This is a genomic window from Myxococcus sp. AM011 (assembly GCF_013372595.1).
Taxonomy (GTDB): domain Bacteria; phylum Myxococcota; class Myxococcia; order Myxococcales; family Myxococcaceae; genus Myxococcus; species Myxococcus eversor.
This window is the reverse complement of the sequence record NZ_JABXEM010000009.1, coordinates 1-20,078: the sequence shown is the minus strand read 5'-3', so window position 1 is coordinate 20,078 and position 20,078 is coordinate 1. Positions and strand designations below refer to the sequence as shown.

Annotated in this window: 17 protein-coding genes; 14 read left to right on the top strand and 3 right to left on the bottom strand. The window is 69.0% G+C overall.

Translation table 11 applies throughout. The annotated features are described in order from the left end of the window. Positions 1-271: 271 nt before the first annotated feature. Positions 272-877 (bottom strand): molybdenum cofactor guanylyltransferase, encoded by a 606-nt coding sequence (locus HUW62_RS03340; RefSeq protein ID WP_163868558.1) that lies wholly within the window; start codon positions 875-877, stop codon positions 272-274. A gap of 459 nt (positions 878-1,336) precedes the next feature. Between HUW62_RS03340 and glp the strand changes: the two genes are divergently transcribed. The 13 genes from glp to HUW62_RS03280 all read left to right on the top strand — a co-directional run bounded on the left by glp (position 1,337) and on the right by HUW62_RS03280 (position 14,763). Further along, on the top strand, positions 1,337-2,596 hold the full coding sequence (gene glp / locus HUW62_RS03335) for a gephyrin-like molybdotransferase Glp (protein ID WP_176433536.1): 1,260 nt from the start codon (positions 1,337-1,339) through the stop codon (positions 2,594-2,596). Then, on the top strand, positions 2,593-2,727 hold the full coding sequence (locus HUW62_RS48440; RefSeq protein WP_255203198.1) for a hypothetical protein: 135 nt from the start codon (positions 2,593-2,595) through the stop codon (positions 2,725-2,727). Before glp ends, HUW62_RS48440 begins: the two co-directional genes overlap by 4 nt. Further along, positions 2,724-4,106 carry a formate dehydrogenase accessory sulfurtransferase FdhD gene (gene fdhD / locus HUW62_RS03330; RefSeq protein ID WP_176433535.1) on the top strand — a complete coding sequence of 461 codons (1,383 nt, stop codon included), beginning with the start codon at positions 2,724-2,726 and terminating at the stop codon, positions 4,104-4,106. The genes HUW62_RS48440 and fdhD overlap by 4 nt, the downstream gene beginning before the upstream one ends. Before the next feature lie 338 nt (positions 4,107-4,444). Next, positions 4,445-5,935, top strand: a complete 1,491-nt coding sequence (epsZ, locus tag HUW62_RS03325; protein ID WP_163868561.1) for an exopolysaccharide biosynthesis polyisoprenyl-phosphate hexose-1-phosphate transferase EpsZ — start codon at positions 4,445-4,447, stop codon at positions 5,933-5,935. 107 nt (positions 5,936-6,042) lie between these two features. Beyond that, on the top strand, positions 6,043-7,593 hold the full coding sequence (gene wzx / locus HUW62_RS03320) for an exopolysaccharide biosynthesis flippase (protein ID WP_368670328.1): 1,551 nt from the start codon (positions 6,043-6,045) through the stop codon (positions 7,591-7,593). Between the two features lie 18 nt (positions 7,594-7,611). Next, a complete protein-coding gene (gene epsY / locus HUW62_RS03315; RefSeq protein WP_163868562.1) occupies positions 7,612-8,250 on the top strand; it encodes an exopolysaccharide export protein EpsY in 639 nt (212 codons plus the stop codon). Between the two features lie 3 nt (positions 8,251-8,253). After that, entirely contained in the window at positions 8,254-9,510 is a 1,257-nt protein-coding gene (epsX, locus tag HUW62_RS03310) for an exopolysaccharide export protein EpsX (protein WP_163868563.1), read from the top strand. A 10-nt stretch (positions 9,511-9,520) separates the two neighbouring features. After that, positions 9,521-9,697 (top strand): hypothetical protein, encoded by a 177-nt coding sequence (locus HUW62_RS03305; protein ID WP_176433534.1) that lies wholly within the window; start codon positions 9,521-9,523, stop codon positions 9,695-9,697. A gap of 29 nt (positions 9,698-9,726) precedes the next feature. Beyond that, complete coding sequence (epsW, locus tag HUW62_RS03300; RefSeq protein WP_163868564.1) at positions 9,727-10,131, top strand: exopolysaccharide biosynthesis response regulator EpsW; 405 nt, start codon at positions 9,727-9,729, stop codon at positions 10,129-10,131. Between the two features lie 2 nt (positions 10,132-10,133). Next, complete coding sequence (gene epsV / locus HUW62_RS03295) at positions 10,134-11,651, top strand: PCP family exopolysaccharide biosynthesis protein EpsV (protein WP_217911094.1); 1,518 nt, start codon at positions 10,134-10,136, stop codon at positions 11,649-11,651. 22 nt (positions 11,652-11,673) lie between these two features. Next, positions 11,674-12,882 (top strand): exopolysaccharide biosynthesis GT2 family glycosyltransferase EpsU, encoded by a 1,209-nt coding sequence (gene epsU / locus HUW62_RS03290; RefSeq protein WP_176433532.1) that lies wholly within the window; start codon positions 11,674-11,676, stop codon positions 12,880-12,882. Between the two features lie 134 nt (positions 12,883-13,016). Continuing rightward, a complete protein-coding gene (locus tag HUW62_RS03285; RefSeq protein WP_368670327.1) occupies positions 13,017-13,766 on the top strand; it encodes a carboxypeptidase-like regulatory domain-containing protein in 750 nt (249 codons plus the stop codon). A gap of 43 nt (positions 13,767-13,809) precedes the next feature. Then, positions 13,810-14,763: a carboxypeptidase-like regulatory domain-containing protein gene (locus tag HUW62_RS03280; RefSeq protein ID WP_176433530.1), complete on the top strand. Its 954-nt coding sequence runs from the start codon at positions 13,810-13,812 to the stop codon at positions 14,761-14,763. Positions 14,764-14,834: 71 nt separating this feature from the next. On the opposite strand, the gene HUW62_RS03275 is transcribed toward HUW62_RS03280, so the two are convergent. Next, the gene (locus tag HUW62_RS03275) at positions 14,835-16,247 is read right to left on the bottom strand and encodes a serine hydrolase (RefSeq protein ID WP_176433529.1); all 1,413 of its coding nucleotides are present in this window, start codon (positions 16,245-16,247) and stop codon (positions 14,835-14,837) included. 212 nt (positions 16,248-16,459) lie between these two features. Between HUW62_RS03275 and HUW62_RS03270 the strand changes: the two genes are divergently transcribed. Further along, the gene (locus tag HUW62_RS03270) at positions 16,460-18,697 is read left to right on the top strand and encodes a von Willebrand factor type A domain-containing protein (protein ID WP_176433528.1); all 2,238 of its coding nucleotides are present in this window, start codon (positions 16,460-16,462) and stop codon (positions 18,695-18,697) included. On the opposite strand, the gene HUW62_RS49835 is transcribed toward HUW62_RS03270, so the two are convergent. Next, complete coding sequence (locus HUW62_RS49835) at positions 18,694-20,022, bottom strand: hypothetical protein (RefSeq protein ID WP_368670326.1); 1,329 nt, start codon at positions 20,020-20,022, stop codon at positions 18,694-18,696. The genes HUW62_RS03270 and HUW62_RS49835 overlap by 4 nt on opposite strands. Between the last annotated feature and the right edge of the window lie 56 nt (positions 20,023-20,078).

The following is a 20,078-nucleotide window of genomic DNA, read 5'->3' as shown; positions in this document are numbered from 1 at the left end:
GGCGGATGTGGGGTGCTGAAGTCAGCGCATGAGCACGCATCGTGCCGACGTCCGCCGCGCGGTATCCGTGCCAATCAATTGCGCGCGAACACGGTACGACGAAGCGCTGACACGTCAGCGTGAGCGGCGTGTTCGTGTTCGCGAATCACTGACACGTCAGCGTGAATGACGTGACGCGAGCGCCGTCGATGCGCGTTGCCCCGGGTCTGGAAAGGCCCTCCAGGCGAGGCAATGACACCCATGGATGGAGCGTGTCTGTCTCAGGCGAGGACTACTCGCCAGGCAGAGTCACCGCGTACCGCGTGAGGTCCTGCGGCGTGTTCACGTTCACCAGCGAGCGCAGCGACGGGTCCACTGCGCGCAGCGTGGACTCGGGCAGCAGTCGCGCGCGGAAGCGTGAGAGGAGCTGACGCAGGGACGGGTCTTCGGACAACGTGGCGCGCCAGACCCGCGCGAGCGCGGCGCGGTACACGGCCAGAAGGGGCTCCACGCGTCCGCCCGCCTCGAAGCACACCGCGTCCACGTCGTCACCGCGCGCGTCGAGCAACACGCGCAGGACATCGGGCGAGATGAACGGCATGTCACACGCCACCGCCACCACCCAGGGAGTCCGCGCCGCGGACAGCGCCGCGTGGACTCCACCGGGTGCGCCCTTGTCCGGCACCACATCCGCCACGGTGCGCAGCGCATAACGCGCGTAGGGTTCCGGCGAGTTGGCGACGAGGAGCACCTCTCCGAAGAGGGGCGTCAGCGCGAGCATGCGCGCCAGCACGGTGCGGCCTTCGACTTCCAGCAGGCCCTTGGGCACGCCGGAGAGGCGACGCCCCTGGCCTCCCGCGATGATGGCGAGCGTCACGTCCGGATACGCGGTGTCCATGGCTCGTGTCTCGCTCTCCCCTGGAACGTCGGCACTTGCCCCCGGCCGCGTGCGACGCCACACGTTCCATCCCGAGTGCCGTGAAACACGCACTCACGAGAGCCTTCACGGGAGAATGCCACACCTCGCGCGGAGAGGTGAGCGAGGCCCCACACTTCGAGCCCACCGCGGGAGTAACGCGGCGAGTCCACGTGGTGCATCCGCGCACGGGGGCCTGTGCATCGGGGACAGGTCGCGGGTCCGCATCAAGCGCGTTCATGAAGTGGATCCACGTGACGGGGTTCGCGGCGGGGCGGCCAGCAAGCGCGTTCATGAAGCGGACCACGTGACGGGGTTCGCGGCGGGGGCGGCCACTCGCCGCTCCAGGCCCCGGCCCACCACCCAGGACAGCAGCCGAACAGACGGCCTCCGGTCCCATGGACAACCGCCAGGGCGCACAGCGTAGTCTGCGCGCTCCCGATGCCGCTCACGTCCCTCTCCGCCGCCCGGCAGGCCGCGCTTGAAGCCCTCGCTCCGGCGGCTTCCGAGCCCGTGCCCCTGCTCGACGCCCATGGCCGCTTCCTCGCCACGGACGTCCGGGCGTCGCGCGCGCTGCCGGGCTGCGACAACTCCGCCATGGATGGCTGGGCCGTGCGCGCGGAGGAGACTCGCGGTGCCAATCGTGACCACCCCGCTCGGCTGCGCGTCATCGACACCATCTACGCGGGGGCCCTGCCCGCTCGCGCGCTCCAGCCAGGAGAGGCCGCGCGCATCTTCACTGGTGCCCCCATTCCCTCGGGTGCCGATGCCGTCGTGCGCCAGGAGGCGGCGCGCGCGGCGGATGACGGCCTCACGGTGGACCTCTTCATCAGCGTGCCTCCCGGAAACGACATCCGGCGCACGGGCGAGGAGGTCCTCGCGGGCGCGCCGCTGTTTCGCGCGGGCCAGTGCGTGAATGCCTCGGTGCTCGGCATGCTCGCATCCCAGGGGGAGACCACCGTCAGCGTGCGCCCGGCGCCGCGGGTGGCGGTGCTCGCCACGGGCGATGAGCTCGTGCGTCCTGGTGAGCTCGCGCTCGCGCATCAAGTCTATGAGAGCAACCTGGTCCTGGTCGCGGCGCTCGCGCGTGAAGCTGGCGCCCGGGTGCTCCACATGGACCGGGCCCGTGATGACGAGGAGGCCTTGCGCGAGGCATTGACGCGGCTCGCGCCCCAGGTCGACGTGCTCATCACCACGGGCGGTGCCTCGGTGGGAGACAAGGACCATGTGAAGCGCGTGCTCGTCGCGATGGGCGCGCGCTTCTTCGTCGACGGTGTGGCCTTGAAGCCAGGCAAGCCCGTGGCGGTCGCGCGCCTGGGCACCACCGCCATCGTCGTGTTGCCGGGCAACCCGGGTGCGGCCACGGTCGCCTTCGACCAGCTCGCGAGGCCGCTGTTGCTCAAGCATCAGGGCGTGCTCGAAACGCGTCGCCGCGTCCGTGCGCGCCTGTCGGAGGCTCGCCACAAGCAGGCCGGGCTCACCTATCTCATCACCGCCACGCTGGAGTACGGCGACGACGGCCTCCGCGCGCTGCTGCGTCCCCAAGGCGCCGGACAGATTCTCCAGAACGTCCAGGCAGACGGCTGGGCCGTCCTCCCTCCGGGCCGCGCCGACTTCAACGAGAACGACCTCGTCGAGGTGGAACTGTTCGACCGTCCCCACCACCATGCGGTGGACGCAGCCTCGGACATCACGCCATGAGCCGTGTGCCCGCCCTCAGCGCCGTCGAGATGTTCGGCTGCCTCGGACGCCGCGCAATGAGCGACGTGCCCGCCCTCAGCGCCGTCGAGCCATTCGACCGCCACCACCACACGGTGGACGCCGCGCCATGAGCCGCGTGCCTGCTCTCAGCATCGTCGGCTGGTCCGGCGCGGGGAAGACGACCCTCCTCACGCGCCTGCTCCCACTGCTCGCCGCTCGCGGCCTGCGCGTCGCCGCCGTGAAGCACTCCTCGGACGCGCACGCGCTCCACCGCGCCGGCAGCGACACCGCCCGCTTCCAGGAGTCCGGCGCGCACCTCACCGGCTTCGCCACCCCCTCGGGCGTGCAGCTCACCACCGCCGCCGTCCCCACGGAGGCCCTGCCCGAGCTCCTCACCCGCCTCGCGGGCACGCTGGACCTCGTCCTCGTGGAAGGTTGGAAGGACGGCCCTCTCCCCAAGCTGGAGGTGTGGCGCGAGGGACTCGGCCCGCCGCTCGCCACCTCCCGACCGGACGTCTTCGCGCTCGTCACCGACGCACTCTCATCCAGCCCCTCCGCCGCGCGCCTGCTCTCCCCGCTCGACACGGACACCATCGCGGACGCCCTCCTCGAACACCTGCGCCCTCCCCGCCGCGCGCCCCTGCCTCCCGTGGATGCACGAGGTGTAGGCACCCGCCCCGTGCAACGGTGGAACGGCGCCACCCTCCTGCCCGCCGAGGACGACTCCGTCGCCGTCGAGGAGCCGCTTGAGCTGCGCATCAACGGCGATGCCCTGGCCACCACCATGCGGACCCCCGGACACGACCGCGAGCTGGCCGTGGGCTTCCTCCTGGCCGAAGGCCTCATCCGAAGCGCGGAGGACCTGGGCACCCTCGCCCACTGCGGCCGGCCAGGCGAAGAAGGCTGGGGCAATGTGCTCGAAGTCACTCCCGCCCCTGGAGTCATCATTGACTCCGAACCCATCCGAGCCACCCGCCGAGGCACGCTCACCACCTCGGCCTGTGGCGTCTGCGGGCGGCGCAGCGTGGACGACCTGCTCTCCCGCTGTGTCACCCTCGCCCCAGGCCCCAGGCTCCCACCGGATGTCGTCGCCCGCGCCACCGAGCGCCTCCGTGACGTCCAGCGCAACTTCGCCCGAACCGGAGGAGTCCACGCCGCCGCCGCCCTCGATGCGGAGGGCCAACTGCTCGCCTCCTTCGAGGACGTGGGCCGCCACAACGCCGTCGACAAGGTGGTGGGCGCCCTCGTGCTGTCCCGGGCCATCCGCGCGGGCCTCGCGCCCCCTACTGCCTTGACGCGTCAGCCCACGGTGCTCGCGGTCAGCGGACGCGTCAGCTTCGAAATCGTCCAGAAGGCCGTCATGGCCAGAATCCCAATCGTTGCGGGCGTTTCCGCGGCCAGCACGCTAGCCATCGACCTGGCCCTGCGTTCCAACGTGACGCTCGCCACGTTCGTCCGGAACGGCCGCTTCAACGTCTACACCCACCCGGAACGGCTGGAAATCGGCTAACCCCTTGAAACTCCTGACTCGCACAGCCATGCATCCACCCCTGTCATCAGCGCCGTACTCTCCGCGTCAGACCGGCACCGTAGATGCAAAGTCTCCAGGGCCGCGCTTTCCGGCGGGGGAAGCGAAGGGGTGGCTTCCGGTGTTCGCTGGGACCCCATCAGGTACGACGCGAGTCGCATGATCCAAAGATTTCACACGACTTCACGTCTTACTGACCGTGCGGGGGGTTGCAACGCGCCGCACAAGCATGGCAAAAAGCAGTTCTTTCCGACTTGAAGATTTTCAGCCTCAACGGCATCCTCTACCGGAACTGAACACTCAGCGAGCGGTAGAGGGGGGTGGACACGATGAGCAGCGCAAGTACTGGTGCGGCGGTCGGTGCTCCTGGGTCGGCATCCGCTCAGGGCAACATCATGGGGGTCGCGGAGGAGCTGGTTCCCGGGCCGAAGCTGGCGCCCGGCTTCGCGGCGAAGCTCAACCTCACGGTAGACCTGGTCCTGATGTCGGTGGTGCTGGCTGCCTCCGCGTGGATGGACGGCCTGCTGATGGCGCAGCCCGGCTGGCTGTTGCCCGCCCTGGTCTTCACCTCCCTCATCGTGTGGATCATCACCGGCACCGCGCTGTGTTTGTACGACTCGCGCTTCGCCGAGCGCAGCAAGCTGGACCACGTGGCCCTGGTGTCGGTGACGACGCTGGCCGTCGTCACGGTGCTGGCCGTGGTGCACCTGTCCCTGCCGGAGACGATGAAGGTCCCCGGCCTCGCCCCCCTGCTCATCGTGTTCTGGCCGGTGGCGCTGCTGCTCCGGCTGTTCGTCTTCCGCTCGGTGGCCTCGCAGGAGCGCCCCACGGACACCGTGGTCATCGTCGGCACGGGCGCCATGGGCCGCTACTCCGGCGAGGACCTGGCGCGCCGCGGTCGCCGCCAGCTCATCGGCTTCGTGCGCTTCCACGACGATACGGGCTCCATCGGTGAGCTGCCCGCCAAGGTGCTCGGCACGGTGGATGACCTGGAGCACATCCTGCGCAACACCGCCGTGGACGAAGTCTACATCGCCGGCAACACGCTCAAGCAGGGCGAGGCGATGCAGGCGTCCATCAAGCTGGCCGAGCGCTTCGGCGTCCCCTTCGCGCTGCCCGCGCACAGCTTCCGTCTGGACCGCGCGCGTCCGGTGGACAGCCGCGCCGTGGCGGACGGCTTCCTGCACTTCGCGGCGGTGAGCCCCAAGCCGCACCAGATGGCGATGAAGCGCCTGTTCGACATCTGCGTGTCCGCCGTCGCGCTGTGGATGCTCCTGCCGCTCTTGGGCTTCGTGGCGCTCGTGGTGAAGCTCACGTCGAAGGGCCCCATCTTCTTCAAGCAGTACCGCGTCGGGCAGAACGGCAAGCCGTTCTACATGCTCAAGTTCCGCTCCATGGTGGTGAACGCGGAGGAGCTGAAGGAGAAGCTGGCCGCGCAGAACGAGCAGTCCGGCCCCGTCTTCAAGATGAAGAACGACCCGCGAATCACGGGCATCGGCCGCTTCATCCGCAAGTTCTCCATCGACGAGCTGCCCCAGTTCATCAACGTGCTGCGCGGCGAGATGAGCATCGTCGGCCCGCGCCCGCCCGTGCCCAACGAGGTGGCCAAGTACGAGACGTGGCAGCGCCGCCGGCTGTCGGTGCGCCCGGGCCTCACCTGCATCTGGCAGGTCTCCGGTCGCAACCAGATTTCGTTCGAGGAGTGGATGTACCTGGACATGCAGTACATCGACCACTGGACCCTCACGAGCGACCTGCGCCTCTTGCTCCAGACGGTGCCCGTGGTGATTACGGGGCGCGGGGCCAGCTAGGCTTCCAGGCGGCCTGACTTCCTCGGGGGCGGCATTGACGTGCCGCCCCCGCTCGTCTTCTATGCACTCGGGCTGTCCGGCCAATTGCCGGGAGGCCCGCTCCCACCGTGACGACCCACAGCGAATCCAATCAGCATGACGCCCAGGAGCGTGAGCGCTCCCACGAGGCGATGGGCGCGGTGCGCAACGGCCTTCAGCTCGGCGGTTCGCTGCTGGTGACGTACGCCATCGCCTTCGGCATCCGGCCCCTGCTGACGCACTACATGTCCCCGGAGGCCTTCGGGCGCTTCAACTGGGCGGACAGCTTCTCGGCCATCTTCTTCATCGCCACCAATCTCGGCCTGGAGATGTACATCCGCAAGGAGGTGTCGCGCCGGCCCGAGCACGCCAGCGACTTCTTCGGCGCCTCCATGCTGGTGCGGCTGGTGCTCACCGGTGTCCTCATGGGCGCGCTCGCGCTCGTCATGGGCTACCGGGACGACCCGCCGGAGATGCGCGCGCTCGTCTACGTCTTCGGCGTCGCGCAGCTGCTCGTCATGTGCAACGCGTCCATGGCGGCGCTGCTGCACGCCAAGGGCAAGGTCGCGGGGCTGTCCATCTCCAACGTCGTCACCAAGGTGGTGTGGGGCGGCGGACTGCTCGCGGTCGGCGTGCTGGGTCTGCCCCTGCCGTGGCTCGCGGTGCCGGTCGTCGCGTCGGAGGCCATCAAGCTGGCCATCGGCTGGCACCTGGCGCGCCAGCACATGGGCCTGGTGTTCCGCGTCGACTTCCCCGCCACGTGGCGGGTGTTCAAGGCGGGCCTGCCCTACTTCCTCACCGCCGCGGCGCTCGCGACGAACGGGCGGCTGGACATCATGATTCTGGGGATGCTCGGCAACCACGAGGAGGTCGGCTGGTACAGCGCCGCGTGGAGCATCTCCAACGTCACCTTCGCCCTCAACCCCGTCATGGGCTGGGTGCTGCTGCCGCTGATGTCCCGCGCCGCCGCGCGCTCCGAGGACGAGGTCAGCGCCATCGCCCGCCGCGCGCTGGAGGGCACGCTCGCCGTCACCGTCCCCATGATGATGCTCATCGTCATGGGCGCGCCCCTGTGGATTGGCCTGCTGGGCAAGGACTACTCGCTGGCGGTGAACCTCCTGCGGCTCCAGTCGCCCCTGTTCGTCCTGGCCTTCGTGACGATGACGTGCGGCGCCTGGCTCACCATGACGAACCGCGAGTGGTGGGTGACGGGCACCAGCATCTTCGGAAGCCTGCTGCTCAACCCGCTGCTCAACCTGATGCTGGTGCCCCGCCTGCACGCGGCCTACGGCGACGGCGGCGGCGCGGCGGGCACGGCCATCTCCCTGCTGCTCATGGAGGTGGTCATCACCATCATCATGCTCGGCCGCATGGGCCGCTCCGCGGTGGACCGCCGACTGCTCGTCATGGTGGCCAAGACGGCGGTGGTCTGCGTGGTCGTCGTCGCGTTGGACCGGACGGTGCTCTACTCGCTTGCGGACTGGCCCCGGCTGGGCGTGGAGGCCGCGCTGTACGTCTTCGGCGTGCTGGCGCTCGGCGCGATACGGCCGGGTGAAGTCCTGGCGGTGGTGAAGCTGGCGCGCCGCCGTGGCAACCCCGAACCGGAGCCGGCCGTCATCGCCGTCGTCCCCACCCCGTAGAGGAAACCGTCAGAGCCCATGTCGTCCCTGCCCCGCACCCATCGCCCCGCGCTCCACCTCCCGCCGCGCGTCCTCGCGTGCGCCGTGCTGCTGCTCGTGGCCTCCGCGTGCAGCGGGCTGGGCAAGTACACCTGGGTGGACGAGTACCAGGAGAAGCCGCCCCCGCTCGACGCGAGCTACCGCATCGCCGCCGGGGACCTGCTCAACATCCGCGTGTGGAACCAGGAGTCGCTCACCACGCAGGCGCGCGTGCGAGACGACGGGCGCATCAGCCTGCTCTTCCTGGACGACGTGGAGGCCGCGGGCCACAGCCCGGCCATGCTGTCGCAGCAAATCCAGACGCGGCTGAAGGACTACATCAACCACCCCGTCGTCACCGTGGCGCTGGAGATGGCGCGCCCCATCAAGGTGACCATGGTGGGGGAAATCAACCGCATCGGCCCGCTGGAAATCGACGTGGGCGCAAGCCTCCTGCAGGCCCTGGCCGGCGCGGGCGGCTTCACCGAGTACGCGCACCAGGACCGCATCTTCGTCATGCGTCACGAGGACGGACAGGGCCCGCTGCGCATCCGCTTCCGCTACCAGGACCTCATCCACGCCGAGGGGCGCGCGCCGACATTCCGGCTGCGTCCTGGTGACGTGGTGGTGGTGGAGTAGGTCGTGCTGGGGGCGGCGCTCACCGCGATGTGGCTGGAGGTCTCCTCCACCGCCATCACCTACACCGCGTCCATGCGGGTGGACTCGCGCGTGCGCTCCAACGAGGACGTCGCCCAGGACGCGCCCTCCATCGCCGGTGACACCGACTTCACGCCCATCATCGGACTGGAGCGGCGCGAGGGGAACACCACCCTCCAGTTGGACTACGCCCCGCGCATCAGCCTGCGCGAGGTCACCGCCGAGGCGCGCACCGAAGTGCAGCACGTGGGCCGCTTCGCCGCCCTCTGGCGTCCCGAGCGCGGCCTGTCCTTCCGGCTGAGCGAGGAGCTGGTGGTGGGCAGCGTCAACCTGCTCACCACGGACGCGCTGCCCATCTTCGAGCCGGACCCGATAGACCCGGACGGCCCGCTGCGCCCGCCCGTGGGCGGCGGTCCGCTCCAGCCGCTCCCGGAAGCCGACACCGTCCACTTCCTCTCGTCCGCCACCTCGCTCACCGGCGAGACGAGCTGGCTGGGACGGCGCTGGCAGTTGTCCGCCACCACCGGCTTCTCCGTCAGCGGCGGCCTGGACGGCCCGGCCCGCGAAGCGGTGCCCCTGCAGTACGGCCCGCGCCTGGACACGTCGCTGAGCCACGCGCTGTCCTCGCTCAGCGCGCTGACGACGTCCGCCGCCGTCACGCACGCGCGCTTCTCCACCGGCGCCAACAACACCGTCGTGACGCTGACGGAGAGCTGGACGCGGCGGATGACGCGCAGGACGTCCCTGGAGGCCGGCGCCGGGGCCAGCATCGTCCGCTCCCTGACAGCGGCCGGAGTCGACCCGGACCCGGAGCCCGGGGGCGAGACGCCCGACACCGGTCCCCGCACGGAGCTGTTGCCCAACCTCACCCTCGCGGTGGGCCACCGCATCCCCTCGCGCACCGCGGACTTCGACGGGCGGGTGGGCGTGCGGGTGTCGCCCTTCACGGACCGGCTGACGGCGCGCGTGTACCCGCGAGCGGACCTCACCGTGACGGGGACGTGGGCCCTGGGACCTCGCGTGCGAGTGTCCACCACGGGCGGCACCGCCTTCGCGGTGGGCGGCGCGACAGGCGACCGGCTGGTGTCCGGCGGCGTCACGGCATCCTGGATTCTCAACAGTTGGATGTCGGTGGATGCCGACACACGAGGGACGTGGAGCCGCTCGCCCGAGCTACCGGCGGCCCGTTTCCAGTGGGCGGCGGCGCTGGGCCTGTCGCTGCGTCAAACTGGTATCCTCTGAGGCTGGACCCATGGCGAAGCTCATCCTGATGTCAGTCCTCTTCCTCACCATCACCCTGCCGGCAATCGCGGCGAGGGATGAGAATCCGATGAGGGGACTGAAGAAGGCCATCCTGTGGGTGATCCTCTTCAACGCGGCATACACCTACGGCGTCATCGTCTGGGTGCCACGGCTCGGCTTCGACTGAGCGTGACTGAGAAGAAAGGCTGACGACGGATGGAGCCCCAACTGCACACGGTTCTCCTGGTGGAGGACGCGCCCTTCTTTCGGAAGATGTTGGGCGACTACCTGCGTGCCATGGGATTCAAGGACGTGGTGGAGCTGCCCAATGGCCAGGCCGCGCTCAAGCACCTGGCGGGCGCATCGCGTCCGGACCTCGTGTGTCTGGACCTGACGCTGCCGGATATCTCCGGCTATGACTTGTGCGAGCACATCCGCCGCACGCCGGGCATGGCGGACGTGCCGGTGCTGGTGGTGAGCGCGCGGGACCTGCCGGAGGACAAGGCGCACGCCGAGGAGGCGGGCGCCAACAGCTACCTGGGCAAGCCCTTCACGCAGGACGAGTTCTCCCGTCGGGTGGGCCAGCTCCTCAAGAGCGCCGCTGCGAGGAGGACGTCGTGACGATGCCGGCCCCCGGGCCTCGGGGTCCGCAGGCCGTTGCTCCCCGCCCGGCGTACACGCCGGAGCGCGTGGAGACGAACGCGCCCTCGGACCTCATTGACTGGGGCTTCGCGATTGACGCGGTCTTCTTCGTGAAGAACGCGGTGCTGCGTCATTGGTTCCTGGCGCTGGTGGTGATGGCGGCGGTGTCGGGGCTGGCGGCGGGCGTCAGCAAAATCATGCCGCGCAAGTACCACGTCGAAACGCGGATGCTGACGCAACGCAACTTCATCATCGCCTCGCTGGCGAACCCGGGCCGCTCCATTCCGGTGGACGCGGACCAGCCCACGCGCGCGGCGTGGGAGATGGTGATGAAGACGGACAACATCAAGGCCGTCGTCCGGGACGCGAAGCTGGTGGAGTACTGGGAGCTGCAGCGCTCGCCCATCAGCAAGCTGAAGGAGACGCTCACGCGCAAGCCGCCGCCGCCCATGTCGGAGGACGACAAGCGCGACGCGCTCACCGCCATGCTGGAGCAGGCCATGCTCGTCATGGTGGAGGGTGGCACGGGCACCGTCACCATCGGCGTGGACTGGAGCGACCCGCAGCTGGCGCTCGACATCGTGATAGCGGCGCAGAAGAACTTCCTGGAGATGCGCCAGGCGGCGGAGATGGGTGCGGTGTCGGAGGCCATCACCATCCTCGACAAGCAGGTGATTGACGAGGCCGAGGGCATCAAACAGGCGATTGCGACGCTGGACGCCACGGTGAAGCGCGTGGAGGCCAAGCGCAAGCGCGACGAGGCCAAGGCGGCGACGCGTGGAGGCCGGAACGCGCAGGCCCAGGCGCAGGCGGGGCTGGGCATCAACACCAACCACCTGCTCGCGCAGATGCGGTTCATGGTGCAGACCAAGCGCCGGGCCATCTCCGACGTGGAGGAGTTCCGCGCGCGGCGGCTGACGGAGCTGCGCAACCAGTTGGCGGAGCAGCGGGTCATCTACTCGCCGCAGCACCCGCTCATCACGGATTTGGAGCAGCGCATCGTCGCGCTGACGGAGGACTCGCCGCAGTTGGTGGCGCTGCGCTCGGAGCTCAACGAGCTCATCAACGAGTACATGCGCAGCGGTGGAGACCCGGGCGAATTGGAGCAGGGGACGACGGGGCCGCTGCTCGGCGCGGGGACGTTCGGCGGGCCGACGACGGCGGACAACCCGGAGGTGTCGGTGGCGGCGGACCGGGTGCGCATGCTGGTGATGCGGCACCAGGAGAAGATGCGGCGGTTGGACCAGGCGAAGACGGAGCTGGAGATTTCGCGCGCGTCGATGAAGCACCGCTTCAGCGTGCTGGCGCCGCCGCAGTTTCCGGAGAAGCCGTCCAAGCCGAAGGTGGAGCTCATCATCGCCGCGGGCGTGGTGGGTGGCATCGGCCTGGGCATCTTCGCGGCGGTGGCGCTGGACATCATCCGTCGGCGCATCCTGGAGAAGTGGCAGGTGGAGCGAATCCTGAAGCTCCCGGTGCTGGCGGAGCTGGAGCGGCGCTGAGGCGCGCTCGGGGGAGAGACTCGTGACGGTGTGGACCTGGGTGGACCTGGCGCTGTGCGTGGCGCTGTTGCCGGTGGCGGTGGCGTGCGGCTACCTGCTGCTGTTGACGCTGCTGTCGTGGCGGCGCGCGGCGCCGGTGCCTCCCGCGCCCACGCGCAAGTTCGACGTGGTGATTCCCTCGCACAACGAGGAGCTGGGCATCGCCCGCACCGTGGCGAACCTGTCCGCGGTGGACTACCCCGCGTCGCTGCGGCGCATCCTCGTCATCGCGGACAACTGCTCGGACGCCACGGCCCAGAAGGCGCGCGAGGCGGGCGCCACGGTGCTGGAGCGGCACGACACGGAGAAGCGCGGCAAGGGCTATGCGCTCGCGCACGCCTTCGAGTTCAGCCAGAAGGACGGCTTCGCGGACGCTGTCGTCGTGGTGGACGCGGACACGGTGGTGTCCCCCAACCTGCTGCACGCGTACGCGCGGCGGCTGGATGACGGCGCTCATGCGGCACAGGCGCACTACGGGGTGATGAACCCGACGGCGTCGTGGCGCACGCGGCTGATGACGATTGCGCTGGGCATGTTCCACAAGGTGCGCTCGTCGGGGCGCGAGGCGATGGGCGTCTCCTGCGGCCTGCGCGGCAACGGCATGTGCTTCACGCACGCGGTGCTGCGCGAGGTGCCGCATGACGCCTTCAGCGTGGTGGAGGATTTGGAGTACGGCATCCGCCTGGGCCGCAAGGGCCACCGCGTGCACTACGCCTGGGAGGCGGAGGTGCAAGGCGAGATGGTCTCCGCGGAGAAGCAGAGCCGCTCGCAGCGCCAGCGCTGGGAGGGTGGGCGCAGCCAGATGCGCAAGCTGCACGGCTGGCCGCTCCTGAAGGACGCGCTGAAGCAGAGGAGCGGGCTGCTGCTCGACTTGTCCATGGACGTGCTGGTGCCGCCCTTGAGCCAGTTGGTGCTCGCGGCGGTGGGCAGCGCGGTGGCGGCGGCGGTGCTGGTGTGGCTGTCGGGTGGCACGGCGGTGTGGGCTTCGGCGCTGGCGGGCTTCGCGTTGATGAGCCTGGGCGCGTACGTGCTGCGCGGCTGGTGGGTGTCCGGCGTGGGGCCTCGCGGCCTGTTGGACCTGGCGTGGGCGCCCGTGTACGTGGTGTGGAAGGTGGGGCTGATGTTGCGCGGCCCCGGCGCGGAGAAGCGCGGCGAGTGGGTGCGCACCTCGCGCGAAGCCGAGCGCCCCTGAGTTGCTGTGGATGCGCCGGGCTCTTTCGGGCCCGGTTCATGCGGAAACCATGATGGAGCCCGGAGCCTCGCGTGCGATGCGAGGCGGGGGTCCTCTGGATGATGGCCACCTCTCGAAACACAGAGGTGGGCCTCGTGAACGCTGTGATTCCTCGGCTGCTGTGTGGACTGCTGGCGCTGTTCGCCTCGCGGGCGCTGGCCCAGAGCAGCACCATCATCGGCACGGTCATCGACGCGCGGAGCCGTCAGCCGGTGCCCGACGTGTTCATCACCGCGACGTCGCCCAATCTCCAAGGCGAACAGACGGTGGTCTCAGATGCCGAGGGCCACTATCGAATCCCTCGGCTTCCTCCGGGTGTGTACCTCCTGCGGTTCGAGCAGGAGGTGTACAAGTCCTTCGCGCGGACCGACGTGCAACTGCGGCTGAACCGAACCATCCGCCTCAACGTCGAGCTGATGCCCAAGTCCCCGGACGAGATGGTGGAGATGCTCAACGCCCCGTGCGAGGTGTACTGCTGCCTGCCCACGGCTGTCGACGTGGACCCGGAGTTCATCAAGCGAATCACCGTCCGCCCGGCCGGGGAGGACGATGCAACGCGCTCTGCTCAGAGAGAGGCGGGCACCGTGACGCAGGAGCCCTCCGTCAAGCGCGCGCCACCCCAGTACAACTTCTCCCCCGCGATGCCCGGTATGTCGATGACACTGCGGCTCCATCCTGTCCCCAGCACCGACACGCCCAGAAGCCCCCGGCGCGGCGAGCCGCTGCCCCGTGCGCGCCCCCTTCGTCATGCACTTCCCAGGGCGTCCGCGAGCCGGGCTGCCACCTCCGTGAAGCAGCCTCACACGACCTGCGCCAGGACCGCTTCGAGTCGTTCGCTCCGGTGAAGGCCGTGCCGAACCCCCTGTCGAAACACCGAGGTGGACCTCCGTGAACTCCGTCACGTCTCGGCTGCTGTGTGGCCTCCTGGGGCTGTTCGCCTCGCAGGCGCTCGCCCAGAGCAGCGCATTGGTCGGCACGGTCGTCAACGCACAGAGCCTTCAGCCCATGGCCGATGTGGTGGTCACCGTGACGTCTCCTGAGTTCCCGGGTGACCTGGTCGTGCGCACCGACGCCCAAGGCACCTATCGCGTCCCCGAGCTCTCGCCCGGCGTTTACACCCTGGTGTTCGAGAAGGAGCCGTACCAGCCCTTCATGCGCGACGACGTGCGACTGCGACTGAACCGCACCCTCCGCGTCAACGTCGCGCTGCCGCTCGTACGCATCGACGAACCGGTGGAGGTCATCGGCAAACCACCCCTCATCGACGATGGAGCAGGGAACACGTGCCTCACCATCAACGAGGAGTTCGTCAAGTGCGGCACCGCACTCCGCCCGGTCGCGAGAGGCAAGAGCAAGGATTCCGACGCATCCAGGTCCGAGCCCGAAGCCGTGACAGTGGAGCCCTCCGTCAGGCGCGCGTCACCCCGGTACAACCTCTCCCCCACCATGCCCGGCATGTCGATGACGCTCCGGCTCCATCCCGTCCCCTCGGAAGAAGCTCTCGGGAGCCCCCGGCGCGGCGCGCCGCCGAGCCGCGCTTCTCCCAGCTCGGGCTCAGAGGCGCCTGTTCCGGAGTCGAGCCTGGATACAGCCCCTGTCGACCTGGAGTTCATCCGGCGGATTGCCGTCACTCACACACGAGCCCAGCAAGAACAAGGCGCACGGTTCATCGGCACCACCCCAGAGGCGATTCCCTGCCCACCGGCCTCCGCCAACGTGCCGAACCTGCACTACGGAATGACTCGTGACGGCATGGTCCTTACCCACCACACGAGGTGGATGTGTCTGGAGCAGGGGCGCCGCGGTGGCAGAACCTATGAGAGCGTGGCCCGTTGCTGTTGAGGGCCACGTAACGCCCGGATACACGTGCGACCGACGGCAATCCATCCCGCCTACACCGGCCAGCAGCCTCGCTAGTTCGGCTTGTCGCTCACGCGGAGGAGCGACACGCGACCATCCGGGATGAGCGACACCGAGAAGACATGGGTGTCAGCGCCGAAGCGCACCAGGTACGTGTAGACGCGGTCATCCCCCACCACCTCGCGCTGGGCCAGCACCAGCGGCCCCGCGGGCCCCAGGCGCTTGAGCAGCTCCTTGAAGTGCGGCAGCGCCTGGTCGACGAGCCACTTCGGGGCATACGCGAAGCGGGCGCGGTCCACCGTCCCTGCGCGCACCTCCTCGAGCAACGTCGTGAGCTGGGCGGTGACCTGGGGCTCACCGTCCTCGATGGGCGCGAGCTTCGGCACGGCGAGCGCGGGGTTGACGAGGGCGGCGATGCCCTCCGCGAACTTCGCGGGGCTGGCCCGGTCCGTGTTGGCCAGCACGATGATGGACAGCGAGTCTCCGAGGAAGCGGGAGTAGATGGCACGGAAGCCCTGCCATGCACCGCCATGCTGATGCAGGGGCTTGCCGTTGCGCTCCAGCACCTGCCAGCCAAAACCATACGGCTGGGCGGCACCGCTGTTGAGCCGTGTGGGGGACAGGATTTCGCGCCAGCTCTCCTCGCTCAACAGGGAGCGTTTCTGCACGGCGGCGTCCCACGCAATCAGGTCCTTCACGGTGAAATAGAGCGCCCCATCTCCGGTGGTGTTGAGGGACTGGGAGACCCAGGTCTGGTGCTTCGGCTCGCCGCCCACCAGTCGATAGCCGGAGGAGCGATTGGGGATGACATCGTCCTCGCTGATGCCACGCGCCGTCTTCATACCCGCGGGCTTGAAGACCTTCTCTCCGAGGACATCAACATAGGGCTTCCCCGCGACGCGATTCACCAGGATGCCCAAGAGGACATAGCCGGAGTTGCTGTAGCTCCACCGCACGCCGGCCGGGAAGTCGAGGGGCAGCGCGTAGATGAACCGGGCGAACTCCTCGTCCGTGTAGTCCTTCCGCTCGTCGATTTGTCCCTCCAGGTCCTGGATGCCAGAGGTGTGATTCAGCAGGTGACGCACGGTGATGGGCGCCCAGGTGGCGGGAGCATCCGGGAAGTACTTCGTGATGGGGTCCGACAGCGAAATCTTGCCCGCCTCCACCTGGGCCATCACCGCCATCGCGGTGAACATCTTCCCCACGGAGCCCGACTGGAAGAGCGTGTCCGGCCCCACGGGGACGCGGTGCTCCAGGTTCGCGGAGCCATAGCCCTTCGCCAGCACGACGCGCCCATGCTGCACGACGCCCACCGCGAGCCCCACCACGCCCTGCCGCTTCTGCTCCGCGCGGACGAACGCGTCGATGCGCTCACGCAGCGAGCCCTGGGCCACCGCGGGCCCCGCTGTGAGCAGGCCACAGAGGAAGACGACGAACGCCGACAAGGACCGTGGACGACTCCGCATGAGAGCTCCCGTCACCGAAAGGACACCGCAAGAGAGCATCCACGGCATCACCCGTGAAGCCTCGATGCGGACACCCAGACAGGTCCTTGCCGCGTGAGGGTTGTTCGGAATGACCCATGACCCAAAGATGATGAAGCCACGAGGCGCGCGTGCGATTCGCCAGGCGCGGTTCTCGGACGATGGCCGCCTCTCGAAGCGCCGAGGTGGACATCATGAAGCTCTTCAATCGCGGTGTGCTGTGTGGCCTGCTGCTGCTGTTCGCCCTGCCCGCGGTGGCACAGGTGGCCACGGGCACCCTCATCGGCACGGTCATCGATTCACGGAGCCATAAGCCCGTCGTCGACGTGAAGGTGACCGGGACCTCGCCACAGCAGCCGGGGTCTTGGGTTGCGGTGACCGACACCTGGGGCAGCTACCGGATGACGACGCTGCCTCCGGGCGTCTACACGCTGCGCTTCGCGGGCAAGCAGTTTCATCCCGGCATCCGACACCAGGTTCGCGTCAAGGCAGGGCGCATCCAACGTGCCGACGCGAGCCTGCTCCCCGAGGACTCTCGCGGCGAGGGTGTGGAGGTCGTCAGCACGGCACCTCCCAGCACGCGGCAAATCATCGACGTGGGAAGCACGATGACGGGCGTCAGCATGAGCGAGGAGTTCGTCAAGCGCATCGCCGTCGCTCGACCCGGAGCACGGGGCGGCCCCTCTCGTTCCCATGCGTCGAACACGAGCAACGAGGAGTACGGCGTCCCCGTCGCCAACCCCGGCCCCATCTCTCCCAACATCCCGAACACGAGCTACGGCATCGGCCCCGCTGGCCTCGTCGAGTCCCGTCGCGCCTACGGCGTCAACGGCCCACCTCCGGCCACGCGCGTCGGCCACGCATCTGTCCCCACGCCTCCAGCGGCCACGCCCGTCGGCCCTGCCTCCGTCCCCACGCCTCCGGTGGCTACGACCGTCACCCTTGCCGTTCCGGTGAGCCCGGCACCCGAGGCCCCCGCGACCCTCATCCCGCCCAACGGCGCCCGATTCCTCGACATGTACTTCAAGGGCCACGGGGTGAACCCCACGGTGAACACGGAGGAGGAGCGCTTCTCCACCTTCTCCGTGGACACGGACACGGCCTCGTACACGCTGACTCGCGCGTACCTGGAGCGCCAGGCCCTGCCGGACGAACAGGGCGTGCGCGTGGAGGAGTTCGTCAACACCTTCGACTATGGCTACGCGGACGCGAAGGACGCGCCGTTCGGCATCCACGTGGAGGGCTTTCCCTCTCCCGTGCGCAAGGGCTACCAGGTGGTACGCATCGGCGTGAAGGCACGCGAGGTCAGCGACGCGCAGCGCATGCCGAGCCACCTCGTCTTCGTCATCGACGTGTCCGGCTCGATGGACCTGGAGAACCGGCTCGGGCTGGTGAAGCGCGCGCTGCGGATGCTGGTGGAGGAACTGGATGAGCGCGACTTCGTGTCCATCGTCGTCTACGGCTCACAGGCGCGTCAGGTGCTCGCGCCCACGAGCGCGACGCAGCAGGACCGACTGCTCGCGGCCATCGACGGGCTCTACAGCGAGGGCTCCACCAACGCCCAGGAGGGGCTGGAGCTGGGCTATCGAATCGCCTCGGAGCACCGCCTGAAGGGAGGCATCAACCGCGTCATCCTCTGCTCGGACGGCGTGGCCAACGTCGGCGTCTCCGACGCGGACGGCCTCTGGGCGAAGGTGAAGGACTTCGCCGCGCAGGGCATCACCCTGTCCACCGTGGGCTTCGGCATGGGCAACTACAACGACGCGCTGATGGAGCGCCTGTCCCACGTCGGCGAGGGCAACTACGCCTACGTGGATGGCCTGAAGGAGGCGCACCGCATATTCGTGCAGAACCTCACCGGCACGCTCCAGGTGGTGGCCAAGGACGTGAAGCTCCAGGTGGAGTTCGACCCGAAGGACGTGTCCCTCTACCGACTGCTCGGGTACGAGAACCGGATGCTGACGAAGCAGGCGTTCCGCGATGACCGCGTGGACGCGGGCGAAGTGGGCGCGGGCCACTCCGTCACCGCGCTCTACGAGGTGAAGCCGCGCGAGGGCGCGTCGAACCTGGGCACGCTGCGCATCCGCTACAAGGCGCCGGAGGGTGGGGACTCGAAGGAGCTGGAGACGAAGCTGCCCGTCACCGCGCTGCGGTCCTCCTTCGCCAGGGCCGAACCGACGACGCGACTGGCTTATGTGGCCGCGGCCTTCGCGGAGAAGCTCCGAGGCTCCTACTGGACGCGCCCTCTGACATACGACGCGCTGCTGGAGCTATGGCAAGGCGTGGGCGTGGCCCTGAAGGAGCGAGAGGACGTGAGCGAGCTGGGTGACCTCATCCGCAAGGCCTCCGCGCTGGACCAGCGAGAGGACCGCTTCGAGTCACTCGCCCCCTTGAAGAGCATGGACTACGACCAGGCGCCCTCAGTGCTCTAACGCTCCCGTGCGCGCAACTCCAGGTAGCGACGGATGAGCTTGAGACGGGCGCGCTCGAACAGCGCCCCGTCGTCGGGGATGGCCCACGCGTGGGGGATGAGCTGCTCGGCGACCCGCCTCGCGAACGCGGGGTCTCCCGCGTCACTCACCCGCTTCAGCCACTCGGAGTCCTGGAGTCCCTGGCGGATGAGCTTCAGCCGGATGGAGGGCAACGGCACGTCCGTGGTGCCTCCGATGATGGACGTCAGCCCTGGATAGAAGAGCGTGCCGTCCCCATTGCCGTTGAAGCGGAACTGCGTGGTCCATGCCGTCGAGAGCAGTCCCACCGTCTGGTAGTACAGCTCGCCGGTGGCTCCCATGCGGAAGGTCAGCCACTGCATGCCCCGCGCCTTCGCCGCTGAGCGGTCCACCATGTACGAGGGCCAACCCTGCCCCGGCTGGTTCTCCGGGGGCGGCGGCTCACCCTCCACACATCCGTGGCTCATGCAACTCTGATACAACCACAGCTCGCGATTCGGCCGGGCCAGGAAGGCGTCGTACTTCGGCCGCTGGTTGCCCTCGTACGGGGGCTGAGTCCCGTCGATGAAGTTCACCAGGACGCTGAGGATGTCGATGTCCTCGAGGAGCCCGTGTGACTCCGTCTCCGTCACGGTGGCGGTGAGGAACGTGCGCAGGTCCGGGGCCGCTGAGCGCGCGAGTCGGGCCCGCTCCGCGACGGCCTCCCACGTCGTTCCATAGGGCGGCTCGTCGCCCACGTAATCAAAGGAGCGGCGCAGCCAGCCTCGGGCGCGGGCTTCGTCCTGGAAGTCCGCGAGGTCCGGCGCGGTGGCGGGCCCGAGGTACTGGAGGCTCGTCATGCGCGCACCGGGCAGCGGGTTGGGCGCCGAGCCATCGAGGAACGGGCCCCAGCGCGCGTCGAAGGTGTCGTAGTCCGGCAGGTCCCACGTGGGCTGCTCGGGGAGGCGGGGGAACGCGCTCGCCAGGGTGAACCGGTGGGACAGTGCGAGCCGGTGGAACTGCTTGAGCAGGTGCACCTGCGTGTCCACGGGACAGCTCGGGTTGCCGGTGAAGGCGCGGCAGACGTGGGGTGGCCACAAGAGGAAGGCCGTGCGCAGGGGAGACGTGCTGGCCAGGGTGGCGTCCACCACGGTGACGCGGACCTTCAGGGACTCGCGGAAGCCGTGGCCCGTCACCTCGACGAGGCCCAGGTAGTGCCCGGGGCGGGCGTTCTCGGGCACGCGCACATCCACCCAGACGGCTCGAGCCTCCTGGGCGGGGACGTCGAACGGGAAGGCCGAGCGCTGCTCACCGACGACCTCGTCCACGTCGGGAATCAGCCCGTCCGGCCAGCGCCCCGGGCACTACCTGGGCCTCGTCGAGG

Coding starts and splice junctions, on each gene's coding strand:
- HUW62_RS03340 (WP_163868558.1), bottom strand. CDS start 877: ATGGACACCGCGTATCCGGACGTGACGCTCGCCATCATCGCGGGAGGC.
- glp (WP_176433536.1), top strand. CDS start 1,337: ATGCCGCTCACGTCCCTCTCCGCCGCCCGGCAGGCCGCGCTTGAAGCC.
- HUW62_RS48440 (WP_255203198.1), top strand. CDS start 2,593: ATGAGCCGTGTGCCCGCCCTCAGCGCCGTCGAGATGTTCGGCTGCCTC.
- fdhD (WP_176433535.1), top strand. CDS start 2,724: ATGAGCCGCGTGCCTGCTCTCAGCATCGTCGGCTGGTCCGGCGCGGGG.
- epsY (WP_163868562.1), top strand. CDS start 7,612: ATGTCGTCCCTGCCCCGCACCCATCGCCCCGCGCTCCACCTCCCGCCG.
- HUW62_RS03305 (WP_176433534.1), top strand. CDS start 9,521: ATGGCGAAGCTCATCCTGATGTCAGTCCTCTTCCTCACCATCACCCTG.
- epsW (WP_163868564.1), top strand. CDS start 9,727: ATGGAGCCCCAACTGCACACGGTTCTCCTGGTGGAGGACGCGCCCTTC.
- epsV (WP_217911094.1), top strand. CDS start 10,134: ATGCCGGCCCCCGGGCCTCGGGGTCCGCAGGCCGTTGCTCCCCGCCCG.
- HUW62_RS03275 (WP_176433529.1), bottom strand. CDS start 16,247: ATGCGGAGTCGTCCACGGTCCTTGTCGGCGTTCGTCGTCTTCCTCTGT.
- HUW62_RS03270 (WP_176433528.1), top strand. CDS start 16,460: ATGAAGCTCTTCAATCGCGGTGTGCTGTGTGGCCTGCTGCTGCTGTTC.